We start from the raw sequence: 16114 nt of genomic DNA on the forward strand, positions 1-16114 counted from the left end.
CGCGTTGTCAAGTGATGTCACGGCTCCTACAGTGACCTGCCTGACGCCGGGGAATATTTCACACGAATCCCCTGGATTCGGTACATCAACTCACCCTCCTTCGAGGAGCAGGCCTTGTTTGGAATCGTCAGGAGCAGTGGCCGGGCTCGTGCTCGCCACACCGTGCTCGCCCTCGCGGCCGCCACGATGCTCACCGGCTGCGGTGCACTGGGTTCGGCCGACCCGAACGCCGCGGCGGGCAGTGAACTGGAAAAGACGACGCTGAAGGTCTCGATCTTGCCCACCACCGACCTCGGGCCGTTCTGGCTGGCCCAGGACGAGGGCTTCTTCCAGGCGGAGGGCCTCTCCGTCGACTCCGTCATCGCCGCCAGCGGCCAGGCCTCGCTGACGAAGGCGATCTCGGGCGAGGCCGACATCGCGTTCTCGACCTACCCGCCGTTCTTCACCGCGACCGGCACCGGCGCCGCCGACATGCAGCTGGTCGCCGACGCGACGTCGGTCAACGCCAAGAGCAATGCGATCGTCACGGTGCCGAATTCGCCGGTGAAAACAATCAACGACCTGGCCGGCCGGAAGATCGCCATCACCGCCAAGAACACCGCTTCCGATCTGCTCACCCGCTCGGTGATGCAGGACCACAACGTCGATTTCGGCAAGGTCAAATGGGTGCTGATCCCGCTGCCGAACATCGCCGCCGCGCTGCAGCAGGGCGAGGCCGACGCCGCCTACCTGCCGGAACCGTACATCACCCAGGCCGCCAAGACCGCCGGCGCGATTCCGGTGATCGACATCAACACCGGCGCGACCCAGGACTTCCCCCTGACCGGTTACGGAGCGACGCGGAAGTGGGTCCGGGAGAACCCGAAGACGCTGGCCGCGTTCCAGCGCGCGATGCAGAAGGCCACCCACGAGGCCCTGATCGACCGCGCCAAGGTCGAGCCGCTGCTGGTGCGGTTCGCCAAGATCGACGAGGACACCGCGAAGCTGCTCACCCTGCCCGGCTACGGCTCGATCCTGGACGCGCGGCGCCTGCAGCGGGTGCCGGACCTGTTGCTGCAGCTCGGCGCCATCCCGAAGCCGATCGACGTGAACTCGATGATCGGACCGCAAGCCGGGAGATGACCCGGTGCCGGCTTCTCCTCGCGGCTATACGATCCTCCTCCCGGACCGGGCGCCGGAAAGTTTTTCCGGGGCCGTGTTGATCCGCGGGCCGCCCGTTCGACAAGAGGGGGCGAGGGCCGAGAGGCGGCCCCGCGGACGAGGAGAAGCGCGATGTCGCAGTACATGCTGATCATGCGGGGCACCGACGAGTCGAACGCCGCCATGATGGCGAACATCGACGAGATGATGGCCACCAGCCGCCAGTTCATCGAGGACCTGTTCAAGGCCGGCGTCTACGTCGCGGCCGAAGGGCTGGACGACCCCGCCCAGGGTGTCGTCGTCGACTTCAGCGGTGACACCCCCGTGGTCACCGACGGGCCGTACGGCGAGACCAAGGAGCTGTTCGGCGGCTTCTTCCTGATCGACGTCGCCTCGAAGCAGGAGGCGGTCGAGTGGGCAAAGCGGGTGCCGGCGGCGCCCGGGGCCAAAGTCGAGGTCCGGCGGGTGCCGGGCAGCGACGAAACCCCCGACGGCCGGAACTGATGGGCCCGGCCGACGTCGAGGCCGTCTGGCGGATCGAGTCGGCGCGGATCGTCGCCGCGCTGACCCGGTTCACCGGCGACTTCGGGCTGGCCGAGGACGCCGCCCAGGAGGCGGTCGCCGAGGCGCTGGTGTCGTGGCCGCTCGACCCGCCGGCCAACCCGGCCGGCTGGTTGCGGGCCACCGCCCGGCGGCGCGCGATCGACGCGATCCGCCGCCGGGCGGCCCTGCGGGACCGGTACGCCCTGCTGGCGGCCGACCCGGAAACGGACGAGGCGGTCGACCCCGACCGGATCGACGACGACGTCCTCGCGCTGATGTTCATCAGCTGCCACCCGGTGCTCTCCCCCGAAGCCCGGGTGGCGCTGACCTTGCGCGTGGTCGGCGGCCTGACCAGCGAGGAGATCGCCCGCGCGTTCCTGGTCCCGGTGCCGACCGTGCAGGCCCGCATCACCCGCGGCAAGAAGACGATCGCGGCCGCGGGGGTGCCGTTCGAGCTGCCGCCGCCGGCCGAGCGCCGGGAGCGGCTCGGCGGCGTGCTCAGCGTGGTGTACGTGATCTTCACCGAGGGTTCGACGGCGACGTCGGGCGAGGAGCTGCTGCGCCCGGACGTCGCGTACGAGGCGATCCGGCTGGCCCGCACGTTGGCGGCGCTGCTGCCGGACGAGCCGGAGGTGCACGGCCTGCTCGCGTTGTGCGAGCTGACGGCCGCGCGCTTCCCGGCCCGCACGGACGCGGAAGGGGTACCGGTCCTGCTGGCGGACCAGGACCGGCGCAGGTGGGACTTCTCGGCGATCCGCCGCGGGCTGGCGGAGCTGGCGAAGGCCTCGGCCCGCGGCCTGGGCCCGTACGGCTTGCAGGCGGCGATCGCGGCGACACACGCGTCGGCAGCGTCGGTCGAGGCGACCGACTGGGACCGGATCGTGGTGCTGTACGAGGCATTGGGGCGGGTCGCGCCGTCGCCGGTGGTGGAGCTGAACCGGGCGGTCGCGGTGTCGATGGCGTCGGGCCCGGAGGAGGGCTTGGCGCTCGTGGACGAGCTGGTGGCGACCGACCGGTTGCCGGGATCGCACCTGGTCCCGACGGTCCGGGGTGAGCTGTTGACCCGGCTCGGCCGGTTGCCGGAGGCGCGGGCCGAGCTGGAGCTGGCGGCCCGGCTGTGCGCCAACCAGCGGGAACGCTCGGTGCTGCTGCGGAAGGTGGCCGCGTTGGACTGAGGGGGTCAGTTTTCTTTGAGGCGCCGCAGAATCAGGTCGACGCACTCGGCCGCGGTCGCCACCGCGGTGTCGACGATGAGGTGGTCGCGATCCCACGGCTCGTACTCCCGCTCGACGACGTCCCGCCACGTCGGCAGCGTCAAGCCGGGGATGTCGGCCACCCGCCCTTCCACCCGGGCGCGGTGTTCGCGCGGATCGGAGCAGACCAGCTCCACTTCGAGCACCCGGGAGCCGACCGCCTGCCACGCGTTCCTGGTGAGCCGCAAGGGGTTCACGCACTCGGCGACGACGTCGACGCCGTTGGCGAGCTGGTCGCGGGTCAGCGCGTAGCCGGCGAGGTACCCGGCGGCCCGTGGTGGCGCGGCCAGCTCGCCGGAGGCCACCAGGGCCTGCTCGATCGTGTCGATCCGCAGGTACGCCGCCCCGAGGGAGCGGGCCAGCGGCCGGGCGATCGTGGTCTTGCCGGTGCCCGGCAGCCCGCCGAGCACGACCAAGACCGCGGACGTCGTCACGGCCGGCAGCCTACGGGATTCCCCCATCGCGGATCCCGCTCGACACTTGCGTGAGCCTCTTCCGGAACCGTCGGCGCGTCGAGAAATCGCTTTCCCCGCGATAGACTCACGTGCCCTGACCGGCACCGCTCCACCCTGCTCCGCCTACGGACAAAGGAGTTCGCATGGTCACCGCGTTCAGCCGCCGCAGTGTTCTGGTCACCGGGGCGGGCGCCGCCGCCGGCCTCGCGCTGCCGGGCGTCGCCCGCGCCGCCGCAGCCCGGGGCGTCGGCTTCACCCTCGACGCCGAAACCCTCGACGGTGGCGAACAGATCACCTCGCTCACCCTCGGCACCGCCCGCCTCGGGCCGATCGACCCGGCGAGCCTGACCACCACCACGTTCAGCGTGCACGCCCAGGCCACCAGCCCGATCGACACCGGCGGGCAGGACATCGGCTACGACCTCGACCGGCCCGTCACGGCCGCGCGGCTCGACCGGCGCGGGAACATCGTGCTCGAACTGAGCCACGGCGAAGGCCAGACCGGCGGTGGCACCCTCGGCTACATCAACGGCAAGGGCCGCAACGTCCGCCTGAACCTGGTCTACACCATCACGCAAACCGCCCCGCTCCGAGGACCGCGAGGCCCGGTCACCCTGACCCGGTTCACCCAGGGCCGGCTCGCCAACCCCGAGGTCGACGCCTTCACCTACCACGTCTCGCAGTCCGGCGTGAAGTACCGCCTCTACTCCCCCGCGACGGGACGCGGCCGCCGTCCGTTGATCGTCTGGCTGCACGGCGGCGGCGAAGGCGCGTCCCTGCCCGACGGCTACTACGACAACGAAACCACGTTGCGCGCCAACCGCGGCGCACTCGGCTTCGCCACGCCGGAAGCGCAGAAGATCTTCGGCGGCGCCTACGTCGTCGCCCCGCAGTGCACGGCCGCCTGGATGGACGACGGCCCCCGGTTCGCCCCGCTCATCCGGGAAATCGTCCGGGACGTCGTCCGCACCCGGGCCGTCGATCCGGACCGGATCCACGTCGTCGGCTGCAGCAACGGCGGTTACATGAGCCTGAAGATGACCACGGTCTACCCGGGCACCTTCGCGGCGTCCGTCCCGATCTGCGGCGTCGTCGCGGGCCGGAAAGCCGGTGACCCACCGCTGATCCCCGACGCCGAGCTGACCGCGATCCGCACGCCGACCTGGCTGGTCGCCTCCGCGGACGACGACACGGTGGACCCGCGGGCCAACTCCGTCCACGCGCACGACCTCATCCCGCGGTCCACCTTGACGCTCTACGACCACGTCGTCCGGAACGGCCACCAGTTCCCCGGCCACTGGTCGTGGATCTACGTGGCCCGCAACGACCCGAGCGACCGCGGCACGCACGTCTGGCAGTGGATGGCCCGCCGGCGACGTTAACGCGCGGTGCCGGTGATCGCCGTCGCGCCGCCCTCGACCATCCCGGACAGCGCGAACCCGCCGCCCTCGGGCCGCCCGTGGGTCAGCACCGTCGCGCCGGCGAACACCGGGCTGGACAACCGGTACTCGAACGACGTCACCGGCCGGTCACCGTGCCGGCGCGGGATCTCCAGCAGCAGCAAGGCGAGCAGCGGACCGTGCACGACGAGCCCGGGATAGCCCTCGACACCGGTCACGTACGGCTGGTCGTAGTGGATGCGGTGGGTGTTGTAGGTCAGCGCGCTGAACCGGAACAGCAGCTGGGGCCCGGTCGGCGTGCTGATCTTCCACTCGTGCGGCGGTTCCGCGGCCGGCGCCGGCTCGGCGAGCTGCCGTCGCTGCCCGGCGGGCTGGGAGCGGTAGACGACGTCCTGGTGCTCGGTGAGCAGCAGCTCGCCGCCCCGCCGGTAGTCGTGGCGGACGGTCACGAACGCCATTTCCCCGCTCCGGCCCTCTTTCACGACGACCTCGGCCAGTTCGCTGCGGCGGTCGATCCGGTCACCGGTGAAGATCGGCGCGTGGACGGCCAGCCGGCCCCCGGCGATCATCCGCCGCCGATCCGGGACCGGCGGCAGGAACCGCCCTTCCGCCGGGTGGCCGTCGTCGCCGAGCGCGGCCTGCGGGGTCGGCTCGAGGAAGTGGAACCAGTGCCACAGCGGCGGCAGCGGCCCGGCCGGCGCGGGCAGGTCGAGCAGCGCCGAAAACGCTTTCGCCGGCCAGTCGCCGATCACCTCGGACGTCTCGACGGCGGCGGGCCGCCAGCCGGCGACCGCGTCCCGGAGGTTCATCCGAGGCCACCGCGGGCGACGAGCTGGCCGACGATGACGTTCTGCTGGATCTCGTTGGTCCCTTCCCCGACGATCATCAGCGGTGCGTCCCGGAAGTACCGCTCGACGTCGAACTCGGTGGAGTAGCCGTACCCGCCGTGGACGCGGATCGCGGCGAGCGCGACCTCCATCGCCGTCTCCGAGCAGAACAGCTTCGCCATCCCGGCTTCGAGGTCGGCGCGCTCCCCCGAGTCGTACCGGCGCGCGGCGTGCAGCAGCAGCTGGCGGGCGGCGGTCAGCTTGGTCGCCATCGTCGCGAGGTGGTTGCCGACCGCCTGGTGCCGCCAGATCGGCTTGCCGAACGACTCGCGCTGCTGGGCGTACTTCAGGGCGTCGTCGAACGCGGCGCGCGCGACCCCGGTGGCGCGCGCGGCGACCTGGATGCGGCCGATCTCCAGTCCCCGCATCATCTGCGCGAACCCCTCGCCCTCGATTCCGCCGAGCAGCGCCGCCGCCGGCACGTGGCAGTCGTCGAAGGTGATCTCGCAGCTCTCGACGCCCTTGTAACCGAGCTTGGGCAGGTCCTTGGAGACGGTGAACCCGGGCCCCTTCTCCACCAGCAGGATGCTGATGCCGCGGTGCGCGGGCCGGGCGTCCGGGTCGGTCTTGCACAGCAGCGCGATCAGGCCGGACCGGCGGGCGTTGCTGATCCACGTCTTGGTGCCGTCGACGACGTACCCGCCGCCCTCCTTGCGCGCGGTCGTGCGCAGGGCCTGCAGGTCCGACCCGCCGCCGGGCTCGGTCAACGCCATGGTCGCGCGCAGCTCGCCGGTCGCCAGGCGCGGCAGGTACCGCTGCTTCTGCTCCTCGGTGCCGAAGGTCAGGATCAGTTTCGCGACGACTGTGTGGCCGCCCATCGCGCCGGCGAGGCTCATCCAGCCGCGCGCGAGTTCCTCGGTCACCAGCGCGTAGCACTCGGTGGAAACCCGCACATCGCCGTAGGGCTCGGGAATGGCCAAGCCGTAGACGCCGAGCCGCTTCATCTGCTCGATGAGCTCTTCGGGGTAGGTGTTCGCGTGTTCGAGTTCGCGCACGACCGGCCGGACGTCACGGTCGACGAAGTCGCGGACGGTGTCCACAATGGCCTGTTCGGCGGCATCCACGGGCGGCTCCTCGGACTTCGGTTCCCGCTCCGAGCTTCCCACCGAACCCGGGCTGCCGCGCGGCGGTGTCCCGGGCGGCTCGCACCGTCCGGGACACCCCGGCGCTCAGTTCGCGACGAACTGCACGAGCCACTCGCCGCCACCGTACGGCGGCGCGGAGACGTTCAGCGCGCCACCGTCCGGGACCGCCGCCTTCCACGGGCCGAGCACCCGCAGCTCGTAGTTGCCGACCGGCACGCCCTTGAACGTCGCGTAGCCGCCTGTGTCGGTCCGGGCGTACGCGCGGATGGCGCCGTTCTCGAGCAGCACCAGGTTCCGGTACGCCATGCCCTCGCCGGCGTCCGGCGCGTTGTCGCCGTCCTTGTCGAGCCAGACCTGACCGCGGGAGTCGGCCACCTTGCCGGGCACCTTGGCGGTGGCCGAAACGTACGGCGCGCCGCCGGTGTGGCCGTCCTGGGCGGAGCAGTCGAGCCCGGTGACGCCGGTGTAGGCCGCCTTGTCGGGTACCTTGCCGGTCGCCGTCAGCACGATCCGCTGGCCCGCGGCCAGCGTGCCTTCCTTGCGCTGGTAGCCGAACGCGCCCCACTGGTCGTCGGTCACGGTCAGCTCGGAGCCGAAGCCGCCCGCGTCGCAGTTGAGGAACAGGCCGGTCAGCGGCTTGGTGCCGGAGTTGGTGAGCGTGACCGTCGCCTTGCCGGTGTCGCCGGCGGCGTAGCTCGCCTTGTCCAGCGTGAGCGTCTCGTGCAGCACGTCGGACAGCGGACGGGTGGCCGCGACCTCCAGCGCCGTGTAGGCGCCCCGGCCGTCCAGCCGCAGGTCCGGAAGGTCCGGGCCGATCCAGCCGCCGGGCAGCCGGTCGAAGCTGAGGTAGGCGATCCGGCTCAGCGGGAGGCCGTCGTAGGCGAAGTGGCCGGTCGCGTCGGTGGTGGTGTACATCTCCAGCGTCGTGCCGACGCCGAAGAAGCGCACCCGGGCCCCGGCCAGGGCTTCGCCGGGCGACGGCTTGCCGTCCCCGTTGGTGTCCCCGTACAGCACGCCGGCGACCCGCTCGGTGCCCGTCGCGAGCGGCACGGTGACCCGCTGGACGTTGTCGCTGTAGTCGGTGTCGCCCGCGCCGTACACCTCGACGTGCACGACCGAGTCGCCGTAGTACGTCGACCCGAGCTGCCCGGTGAGGTGGAGGGTCCGGGTCTCCCCCTGCGCGATGGTCGCGCCGGTGCCGCTGTCGTCGAGGTCGCCCCACTGGTGCTGGTCGACCCAGAAGGCCGTCCCGGACTCCGAGTAGGCGGTCCCGAAGGCGCCGGAGACGACGGAGTCCCCGATGTTGCTCACGGTCACGTCGAGCCCGACGTACTCGCCCAGGAGCCAGTGCCCCTGCTGGGCGACGGCGGTGACCTTGAGGTTCGGACCGGAAGCGGCCGACGCGGGCGCGCCGGCCATCCCGGTCAGGAGAAGTCCCGCGGCCAGCACGGACGCTGACCGCGTGAATCTGCCGATGGGCATGGTTTCGTTCCCCCTTTTGGGTTGTAGGGGAAATCTAGGACCGGCCGCCGTGTCCGGGGAGGGCGGAACATTCCGCTGGACCGGTACGGCAACCTTTGACCGGACTGGAGCGTTCTCGCCCCGCGTACCGGTTGTGGCCGGGTCATTCCCCCGGTCCGCCAAGTGGCCCAATCCGCCAATTTCCGCCCGGTCCGCGACACGACGGTGTTAACTTCCGTCCGTCATCCGCTGCCCCGAGCGAGGTGGTTCCCGTCACCGTGACCGTGCACACGGACAAGTTCGCCGCCTACCTGCGCATGTTGAAGGACCGCAGCGGCCAGGGCTACGAGCGGCTCGGCCGGCTCGCCGGCGCCAGTGGTTCCAGCCTGCACCGGTACTGCTCGGGCAAGAGCGTCCCCGCCGACTACCGCGTCGTCCACTCCTTCGCCAAGGTCTGCGGCGCGTCCGCCGAGGAACTGCGCGAACTGCACCAGCTGTGGGCCCTGGCCGACGCCGGCCGGGTCGAGGAGGTGCCGGCCGAGCGCGTCGAGGCCCCCGCACCGCGGCGCCGGCGGTGGTACGCGGCCGTGGCCATCGCGGCCGTCGTCCTCCTCGCGGGCGGCCTGTTCTGGGTGACCGCCGACGGGTCGGGCGCACCCCCGGGCCGGTACGCCGACCGGGTGCTGTTCTCCCCGGGCTGCCAGCCGCCGGTGAGCATGGGCCAGCACGACGAGTGCGTCACCGAGGTGCAGAACCTGCTGGTCTCGGCCCAGGGCCGGCTCTCGGTCGACGGCTCGTTCGGCCCGGAGACCCTGCGCCGGGTCACCGCGTTCCAGGTGCTGGCCGGCCTGCCCGCGCGCGGTGTGGTCGACGACGCGACCAAGAACGCGCTCTACGACCACCGGACCAGCCTGGCCGGCTGGTCGCCGGCGATGGTGGAACAGCGGGTGCGAGCCGTGTTCACCGAGACGCCGGACACCGCCGTCGCGATCGCCCGTTGTGCTTCGTTCCTCGACCCGCTGTGGGTGCTGCCGAACACGAACGGCAGCCGCAACTGGGGGATCTTCCAGATCTCCGACGCCCGCCTGCTGGACCTCGGCGGCACGCCGCGGCAGGCGTTCGACCCGGGCTGGAACATCGAGGCGGCGCACCGCCTGTGGAGCGTGCGCCGCGACTTCCACGACTGGCCGTCCTGCTCGGCGGCGCTGCAGACCCCGCAACCGCACTGAGCCCGGACAAGGGCGAAGCCCGCGCCCTCCGCGAGGGGCGGCCCCTGGGAGAGGCCTGGAGGGCGCGGGCTTCGCGGCACGCTGACGCCGGAAACCCCGCGGTGGCAGCAGCGGGGTTTCCGGCGTCAGACCCCCAGTCGCCGGATCAGACTGTGCCGTTCTCCCACCACCACGCGCGGCCGAGGTCGGCCCGGCTGTCCACGTGCTGGTGGTCGGTGTTGTACGTCTCCAGGCCGGAGAACCCGCTGGTCTCGGCCTTCTGGTAGACGGTCTTGTTGGCCACGCCCGGCACGTCCAGGTCGGCGGCGGTGCCGTACATGTGCATGCTGTCGCTGGCGCCGCCGATCTCGGCGTTGTGCGCGATGCTGCGGAACCCGGAGTTCACCGTGATCGGCTTGTTCCCGAGCTTCTTGCGCACCGCTTCGAGCTTGTACATGCAGCGGCGGGCGTTCTCCTTGGCGGTGGCCGCGCTGACCTTGCCGCCGTTGAAGGTGCCGCTCACCCGGTCGGTGAACTCGCTGAAGTTGAAGTGCGCGGTGGACCCGTCGCTCTGCTCCAGCGCGTTGAGGGCGGACTGGGTGGCCGGGCCGACCTGGCCGTCCGCGCCGAGGCCGTAGGCCGCCTGGAATCTGCGGACCGCCGCCGCGGTGCCGGGGCCGAATTCGCCGTCGATCGAGACCCGGCTGTGGCTGGGCGAGTCGGCCGCCCAGCCCGCGACGCGGATCTGGAGTTCGGTGACGTCGGCGCCGGTGGCGCCCTGCGTGAGCGTGCGGGACCAGGGGTACGCCTGGGCGGTGCCGGCCAGCAGCAGCGGGCTGACCGCCGCGGTCGCGCCGAGCACCACCGCGCCGCGGAGCACCGTGCGGCGGCTGAGGGGGAGGGTCATTCTCGTCCTTTCCTGACGGGGATTTCAGCGGTTGGCGAGCTGGTCGAGGTCGGCCTGGGTGCCGTTGAAGACGTCGCCGGTGGCCGGCGCGGGGATGCCGTCGGGGATGGCCGCGTCGGTGTACTGCCACATCAGCCAGGTCTTCGACCCGGCGGGCAGCGCCGGCTGCGTGACGGACTGGCGGTAGTCGGCGAGCTGCATCGGATACCCCGACAGCGCCGTGGTGCCGCCGAGGCAGGCGTCCAGGAACGACTTCTGGGTGTAGATGATCGGGGTGCGGCCGAACGCCGTCTGGACCTTGTCCAGCCACGCCTTGACGTCGGCGACGGTGACGTACGGCGGGCAGCCGCCGGAGCCGTCGTCCTTCCACTCCAGGTCGAACACGGGCGGCAGGTCACCGGCGCGCTTGCCGGTGTACCCGGTGGCCTTCACCGCGGCGATGAACCGGTCGGCCTGCGCACCGCCGGTACCGGCCGCCGTGCCCGTGTAGAAGTGGTACGGCCCGACGGCCAAGCCGGCGTTGCGCGCGGCGGGCAGGTCAGTGGCCAGGTAGTCGTCGGTGACGTTCAGGCCGCGGGTCGCCTTGACGGTCGCGAACTCGACGCCGGACGCCTTCACCGCGCCCCAGTTGATCGGCGCGCCCCCGGGGTGCTGGTACTTCGCGGTGTCGACGCCGTCGATCGGGTGCCCGGCGGGCTTCGGCGGCACGCAGTAGGTGTTGCGGCTGGACCAGTCGGCGACCTTCGCCCAGGTGGTGGGCCCGGCGACGCCGTCGGCACTGGCGTTGACGCAGTGCTGGAACTGGATGACGCGGGTGCGGGTGCCGTCCCCGAACTGGCCGTCGATCGTCAGCGGCGGGTAGTGCCCCGGCTCCATGGCGAGGTTCAGCCGGCACTGGAGTTCCTTGACGTCGGTGCCGGTCGAGCCGCTCTGCAGGGTCGGGCGGGCGGTGGAGTGGCCGCACACCACGCTCTGCGCGGTGCCGGCGGTGCCCTGGGTGGCGCACTTGCGCGGCCGCGCGGCCCACGAGTTCAGCGCGGCCCAGGTGTTCGGCCCGATCTGGCCGTCGACGCTCAAGGCGGCGCACTTCTGGAAGACGCGCACGCGGGCGTCGGTCGCCGGGCCGAACTCGCCGTCGGCACCGATGGGCGAGTACCGGCTCGCCTTGGTCGCGAGGTTCAGTTCGCACTGGGCTTCGGCGACCGGGGCACCGGTCGCCCCTTGGGCCAGGGTTGGCTGGGCGGTGGTGTGCCCGCAGACGGCGACGGCTTCGACGGCTTCGACGGCCGGTTCGGCCGCGGACGCGGTCGCCGCGGCGGCGGGAACCACGAGCAGCACCGCGAGGGCCAGAGCGAATCTTTGCATGGCGAGGAGGTTGGCAGCGCCCGCCTCCGCCGATCACCGGTTGCGGCCCGATTCGGGATGCCGGGACGATCCCACCCGGGCGGACCAGCGGGGACGCCGTCGCCGTGGGACGCCGGTGGGATGGTGGGGCGTTCGGTGGTCCGTGCACTGCGGGCTCGGCCGGTGCGGGCCTGACAGCTTCGGGACAACGTCGGGCCGGCGGTTCCGCACCCGCCGGCCGGCTGCTGAGCTTGACGGGTGAAGCGCGCGAAGCTCGACGAGATCGTGAACGCGACCGCCCCCGCGCCCGGCTGGTGGCTGGTCGCCGTGACCGGGCTGGCCGCCGTCGTCGTGGCGCTGGCTTCGGTCTCCGCGCTGCTGACCGGGCAGGGCCGGCTGCTGACCCGGTTCAACGTGCTCGGGACCTTCGTGCACGAAGGCGGCCACGCACTGATGAGCGTGCTGACCGGCGGCGGGGTGTACCGGCTCGGGATCTCCAGCCCGGAGTCCGGCGTGACGTGGACCTGGTACCCGTCGCGGTTGTCCTCGATCCTCACCTCGGCGGCCGGGTACGCGATGCCGTCGCTCGCCGGGCTCGGGGCGGCCGTGCAGCTGCAGCGCGGGCACGTCGCCGCCGTGCTGACCCTCACCGTGGTCGCCGCCGGCCTGCTGCTGTTCCTGTCCGCCGACCTGCTCACCTTCGCCATCGTCGCCGGCATCGGGCTGGTCGCCTTCGCGGCGCTGGCCTGGGCTCCGCCGTGGACGCGGACGACGATCGCCTACCTCGAGACGTGGCTCCTGCTCACCAGCGAGCTCTCCGGTGTCGCCCACCTCTTCGCCGCCCGCTGGAACGGCGAAGTGTCCGCCATCGACGATGCCGCCAGCCTTGCGGCGAAGACCCACGTCCCCGGCTTCGTCTGGATCGCCGGCTGGCTCGCGTTGATCGTCTGGGCGCTGGTCAAGGCGTTCCCGTTGCTGTGGCCGTGACCGGCGGCCAGGGGCGGGCTTCGCCCAGCAAGCCGATCATGCCCGCCACCAGCCGCATCTGGTCGACCGTGCGGATGTCCGCCTCCACCAGCTTGGCCGAGCACACCAGGACCGCCACCACCTGCGCCCGCGACAAAGCCACGTTCAACCGGTTGCGGGACAACAAGAAGTCCAACCCGCGGGGCAGGTCGACCGCCGAGGACGACGTCATCGTCGTGATCACCACCGGGGCCTCCTGGCCCTGGAAGCGATCCACCGTGCCGACGCGTACACCCGGGAAACCGGCGTCCGAGAGCGCCCGCGTCACCGTTCGGGCCTGCAGGTTGTAGGGCGCCACCACGACGATGTCCGTGTCCACCAGCGGACGGGCCGGGCCGTGGTCCGTCCACGTGCGACCGACCAGCTCCGCCACGACGTCGACGACCGCCGCGGCTTCCTCCACCGAACGGGTCGTGTTGCCGTGGTGGTCGACTTCGGCGAGGTACAGCCCGGCGGGGACGTCCTCGAGCTCCCGCGAGGCGGCCGACGGGTGGGCGCGCAGGCGGCCCGCGTAGGACAGCTTCGACACCGGTTCGCACACCGCCGGGTGCATGCGGCGCGTCTCGTCGAGGAAGTAACCCAGCTCCGCCGGCATGATGTCGGCCGAGCCGATCAGGTGGCCCAGCGCCGACGCCTCCGCGCCCGCCGGGTGCGTCCCCTGCACCACCTGCGGAAGCTGCTGCGGATCGCCCAGCAGCACCACGTTCTTCGCGCACATCGACACCGCCAGCGCGTCGGCCAGGGCGAACTGGCCCGCCTCGTCGATGATCAGCAGGTCGAACGGCTCGTCGCGGATCGCCGCGTTGGCGAACGTCCACGCCGTGCCGCCGACGAGGTGCCCGGTGTCGTGCTCGGCCCGCCACTTCACCAGCGCGGGGTTGCTCTTCGGCTGCTCCCACGGCGCTTCCGGGTCCGGGGTCCGCTTCGCGCGCTTGGCGCACGGCAGCTCCGGCGCGCTCTTCTTCGCCGCGCTCAACACGTTCTCCACGGCCTTGTGGCTCGTCGACGTGACGGCGACGGTGCGCCCGGCCCGCACGAGCCGCGCGATCAGCTTCCCCGCCAGGAACGTCTTGCCCGCGCCCGGCGGGCCCTGCACCGCGAGCGTCGAGCCGTCGAGGGCCTCGACCGCCTCGATCACGGTGGCGACCAGATCCGGGCCCGGCCCGGGCAAGGCGCCGCCCCGCAGTCGCGGCGGGGTCCGCCGGAGCAGGTCGACGCCGGGGTGGCGCGGCAGCACCGGAAGCGCGTCGACGACCAGCTGCGCGAGGTCGGCGACCGCCTCGTCCTTGGGCGAGGGCCGCACCGGGCTGCCCGGCAGCACCGCGGACGGCCGGTCGGCGGTGGTGGCATCCGGCGGGCAGCTCTCCTCCAGCGTCAGCTCCACCGCCGACGCGGCCGAAACCTTGGCGTCGCGGGTGCTCCCGTCGTAGCGCAGCCGCACCTCGTCACCGGGCGCGAACGGGTGCGGCCGGTCCGGGTCGCACGCCATGACGAGGGTCCGCTTCGCGGTGCGGACGCGCCCGGCCGGCGGGACCCACTCCCCCGCTTCGAGGGCCACCGGCACGGTGCACGACGTGTCGACCTCGAGGTCGCCGAGCGGCGCGGCGAGCTGGCGGAAGTACTCCCACCACGCGGGGTTGGTCTCCCGGCGGTGGTAGCCGACGGCCGCCGCCAGCAGCGCGCGGGCCCGCTCGTCGCCGGTGAACTCGGCCGGGTCGTCCGGCAGCCCGTCGAGCAGCGGGTCGACCAGCGCGGCCAGCCGCGCGGCGCGTTCGGCGCGGCGCTCGGCGGCGACGTCCTCCTCCGCCGCGCGCAGCAGCGCGTCCTCGGGCGACTCCTCCGGCGACGTCACCAGCTCGATGCCGGAGTCCGTGCGGACCTGGTGCAGGAACTCGAACAACCGCAGCGCCGAGACGCAGTCCTCTTCGCTGTCGCCGGCGATACCGCGCAGGAACTCGTCCGCGCGACCCGGCTCGGCCGACCGGGCGAGCAGGAGGTACTCCTCGTACGCCTCGACGTCCGACAACGCGGTCTTCGCATCACCTTCGCGCGTGCCGGGCCGGTAGAGCGGCTCGAGCTGCCGGAGCCCGTAGGCCCGCTGCGAAACGCGCAAAGCTTTGCGCACCACGGTGTGCAGGTCGACCACCGCGCCCCCGCGCAGCAGCTGGTCGACGGTCTCTTCGCGCGTCCCGTGCACGGCGGCGAGCCGCTTGATCGCGGTGACCTCGTACGGCCCGTAGTGGTAGACGTGCGAGCCGGGGTGCTCGGCGACCCGCGCGGCGGCGAAGTCGACGAACTCCTCGAAGGCGCGCTTCTCCTGGGCGCGGCTGTGCGCCCAGAACGGGGTGAACCGCTGCTCGCCGCCCGGGGTGAGGGCCCCGAAGAGGAACTCCAGCCCTTCGCCCGCCAGCGCGTGCGGATCGCCCGCGAGATCGGCGAAGACGTCACCCTCGGCGGGCTCCGGCAGTGCCGCGAGGGCATCGGGGTCGACGACCTCGTAGCTGACCTCGCCGGTGGCGTCCTGCCGCACCTGCAGCGCGGCCTGCGCGCGCAGGGTCGTGAACGCGGTGGCGGACAGGTCCCGCGGCCGGTCGCCCGGTGTCGCCGCCGCGAGCGCGTCGATGGAACCCAGCCCGGCGGCGGTCAGCTTGCGACGCTGGTCGCCGCGCATTCCGGCGACGAGCAGCAGGTCGCGGTCGGCTTCGCGGGCCGACGCGCAGTGCCGCGCGTACCCGCAGCCGGCGCAGGCCGGACGCTCGTCGGCCCACAACGGCGTCGGCAGCATCGGCTCGCGGCCGCGCAGCCGGGCACCCAGCCGGTCCACCAGGGGCCGGAAGTCCTCGACGCGCAGGCTCCGGGTGGCGCCGTCGCCCAGGCGCAGGTGCACGTGCGGGCCGGTCGGCCAGCCGGCCCGGCGCAGCGCGTCCGCGAACGCGACCAGCCGGACCACCGCGGCGGGTTTCGCCTGCCGGGCCGGTTCCGCGTCGTAGACCTCGTAGCGGCCTTCGCCGTCCTGGATCAGGAAGTCCGCCACACCCGAGAAGTCCTCGTCGTGGAGGACGGCCCGGTGGATCACCGCCGCGCCCGACCACAGGGCCGCCGCGGTGGTCTCGGCGGCGGCGACGCGGTCGGTGGTGTCGATCTCGAAGACGTCGTGGCCTTCGCCGCGCAGCCGGGCGAGCATGGCTTGGGCGGCGGCCCGCCCACGCCGGCCGGCGGCGGGGTCGGCGACGGGCCGCGGCGCACCCGGCAGGCCCGCGGCCGACGCCTGGTTCAGGACGCTGCGGTGTTCGCATTCGAGCAGGTCGGCGAGATCGGCTGGGGTGTGCATCGCCAGGCAGTCTGACACGGCCGTACCCCCGGTCGGAGCAGCCGGGGCCGGACACGCCAGAACGCCTCGGACGG

The 16114-nt window shown here is 72.5% G+C and carries 13 protein-coding genes; 6 read left to right on the plus strand and 7 right to left on the minus strand.

What is annotated here, in order from left to right:
- Positions 1–114 precede the first annotated feature (114 nt).
- From BLV96_RS09610 to BLV96_RS09620, 3 genes are all read left to right on the plus strand, one after another.
- Complete coding sequence (locus BLV96_RS09610; RefSeq protein ID WP_086676727.1) at positions 115–1122, plus strand: ABC transporter substrate-binding protein; 1008 nt, start codon at positions 115–117, stop codon at positions 1120–1122.
- A gap of 150 nt (positions 1123–1272) precedes the next feature.
- Positions 1273–1644: a YciI family protein gene (locus tag BLV96_RS09615; protein ID WP_086676728.1), complete on the plus strand. Its 372-nt coding sequence runs from the start codon at positions 1273–1275 to the stop codon at positions 1642–1644.
- Positions 1644–2858: an RNA polymerase sigma factor gene (locus tag BLV96_RS09620; RefSeq protein ID WP_086676729.1), complete on the plus strand. Its 1215-nt coding sequence runs from the start codon at positions 1644–1646 to the stop codon at positions 2856–2858. The genes BLV96_RS09615 and BLV96_RS09620 overlap by 1 nt, the downstream gene beginning before the upstream one ends.
- A 5-nt stretch (positions 2859–2863) precedes the next feature.
- Here BLV96_RS09620 and BLV96_RS09625 read toward each other — a convergent pair whose 3' ends face one another.
- Positions 2864–3370 (minus strand): P-loop nucleotide/nucleoside kinase family protein, encoded by a 507-nt coding sequence (locus tag BLV96_RS09625; RefSeq protein ID WP_244180120.1) that lies wholly within the window; start codon positions 3368–3370, stop codon positions 2864–2866.
- Positions 3371–3534: 164 nt separating this feature from the next.
- On the opposite strand from BLV96_RS09625, the gene BLV96_RS09630 reads away from it, so the two are divergent.
- Positions 3535–4773 (plus strand): prolyl oligopeptidase family serine peptidase, encoded by a 1239-nt coding sequence (locus BLV96_RS09630; RefSeq protein WP_086676731.1) that lies wholly within the window; start codon positions 3535–3537, stop codon positions 4771–4773.
- On the opposite strand, the gene BLV96_RS09635 is transcribed toward BLV96_RS09630, so the two are convergent.
- The 3 genes from BLV96_RS09635 to BLV96_RS09645 all read right to left on the minus strand — a co-directional run bounded on the left by BLV96_RS09635 (position 4770) and on the right by BLV96_RS09645 (position 8245).
- Positions 4770–5600, minus strand: coding sequence for an HTD2 family dehydratase (locus BLV96_RS09635; protein ID WP_086676732.1), 831 nt, complete (start codon positions 5598–5600; stop codon positions 4770–4772). The two genes, BLV96_RS09630 and BLV96_RS09635, sit on opposite strands and share 4 nt — an antisense overlap.
- Positions 5597–6742, minus strand: coding sequence for an acyl-CoA dehydrogenase family protein (locus tag BLV96_RS09640; protein ID WP_086676733.1), 1146 nt, complete (start codon positions 6740–6742; stop codon positions 5597–5599). Before BLV96_RS09640 ends, BLV96_RS09635 begins: the two co-directional genes overlap by 4 nt.
- Before the next feature lie 105 nt (positions 6743–6847).
- Positions 6848–8245, minus strand: coding sequence for a carboxypeptidase-like regulatory domain-containing protein (locus BLV96_RS09645; RefSeq protein WP_244180121.1), 1398 nt, complete (start codon positions 8243–8245; stop codon positions 6848–6850).
- A gap of 257 nt (positions 8246–8502) precedes the next feature.
- Between BLV96_RS09645 and BLV96_RS09650 the strand changes: the two genes are divergently transcribed.
- A complete protein-coding gene (locus BLV96_RS09650; protein WP_086676736.1) occupies positions 8503–9453 on the plus strand; it encodes a helix-turn-helix domain-containing protein in 951 nt (316 codons plus the stop codon).
- 145 nt (positions 9454–9598) lie between these two features.
- On the opposite strand, the gene BLV96_RS09655 is transcribed toward BLV96_RS09650, so the two are convergent.
- Together BLV96_RS09655 and BLV96_RS09660 are read right to left on the minus strand one after the other, a co-directional pair.
- Positions 9599–10339 carry a D-Ala-D-Ala carboxypeptidase family metallohydrolase gene (locus BLV96_RS09655; protein ID WP_091388998.1) on the minus strand — a complete coding sequence of 247 codons (741 nt, stop codon included), beginning with the start codon at positions 10337–10339 and terminating at the stop codon, positions 9599–9601.
- Between the two features lie 24 nt (positions 10340–10363).
- Positions 10364–11704: a GH25 family lysozyme gene (locus BLV96_RS09660; protein ID WP_244180122.1), complete on the minus strand. Its 1341-nt coding sequence runs from the start codon at positions 11702–11704 to the stop codon at positions 10364–10366.
- Between the two features lie 237 nt (positions 11705–11941).
- Between BLV96_RS09660 and BLV96_RS09665 the strand changes: the two genes are divergently transcribed.
- A complete protein-coding gene (locus BLV96_RS09665) occupies positions 11942–12670 on the plus strand; it encodes a M50 family metallopeptidase (protein WP_244180123.1) in 729 nt (242 codons plus the stop codon).
- Here the strand turns inward: BLV96_RS09665 and BLV96_RS09670 are convergent.
- Complete coding sequence (locus BLV96_RS09670) at positions 12642–16040, minus strand: TM0106 family RecB-like putative nuclease (RefSeq protein WP_091389001.1); 3399 nt, start codon at positions 16038–16040, stop codon at positions 12642–12644. The genes BLV96_RS09665 and BLV96_RS09670 overlap by 29 nt on opposite strands.
- Positions 16041–16114: the final 74 nt, after the last annotated feature.

It is taken from the genome of Amycolatopsis pretoriensis, assembly GCF_900107925.1.
Lineage (GTDB): Bacteria > Actinomycetota > Actinomycetes > Mycobacteriales > Pseudonocardiaceae > Amycolatopsis > Amycolatopsis pretoriensis.

Bases quoted from the DNA above. Each gene is read 5' to 3' on its own strand.
- BLV96_RS09615 (WP_086676728.1), top strand. From the start codon at position 1,273: ATGTCGCAGTACATGCTGATCATGCGGGGCACCGACGAGTCGAACGCC.
- BLV96_RS09620 (WP_086676729.1), top strand. From the start codon at position 1,644: ATGGGCCCGGCCGACGTCGAGGCCGTCTGGCGGATCGAGTCGGCGCGG.
- BLV96_RS09630 (WP_086676731.1), top strand. From the start codon at position 3,535: ATGGTCACCGCGTTCAGCCGCCGCAGTGTTCTGGTCACCGGGGCGGGC.
- BLV96_RS09635 (WP_086676732.1), bottom strand. From the start codon at position 5,600: ATGAACCTCCGGGACGCGGTCGCCGGCTGGCGGCCCGCCGCCGTCGAG.
- BLV96_RS09645 (WP_244180121.1), bottom strand. From the start codon at position 8,245: ATGCCCATCGGCAGATTCACGCGGTCAGCGTCCGTGCTGGCCGCGGGA.
- BLV96_RS09655 (WP_091388998.1), bottom strand. From the start codon at position 10,339: ATGACCCTCCCCCTCAGCCGCCGCACGGTGCTCCGCGGCGCGGTGGTG.
- BLV96_RS09660 (WP_244180122.1), bottom strand. From the start codon at position 11,704: ATGCAAAGATTCGCTCTGGCCCTCGCGGTGCTGCTCGTGGTTCCCGCC.
- BLV96_RS09670 (WP_091389001.1), bottom strand. From the start codon at position 16,040: ATGCACACCCCAGCCGATCTCGCCGACCTGCTCGAATGCGAACACCGC.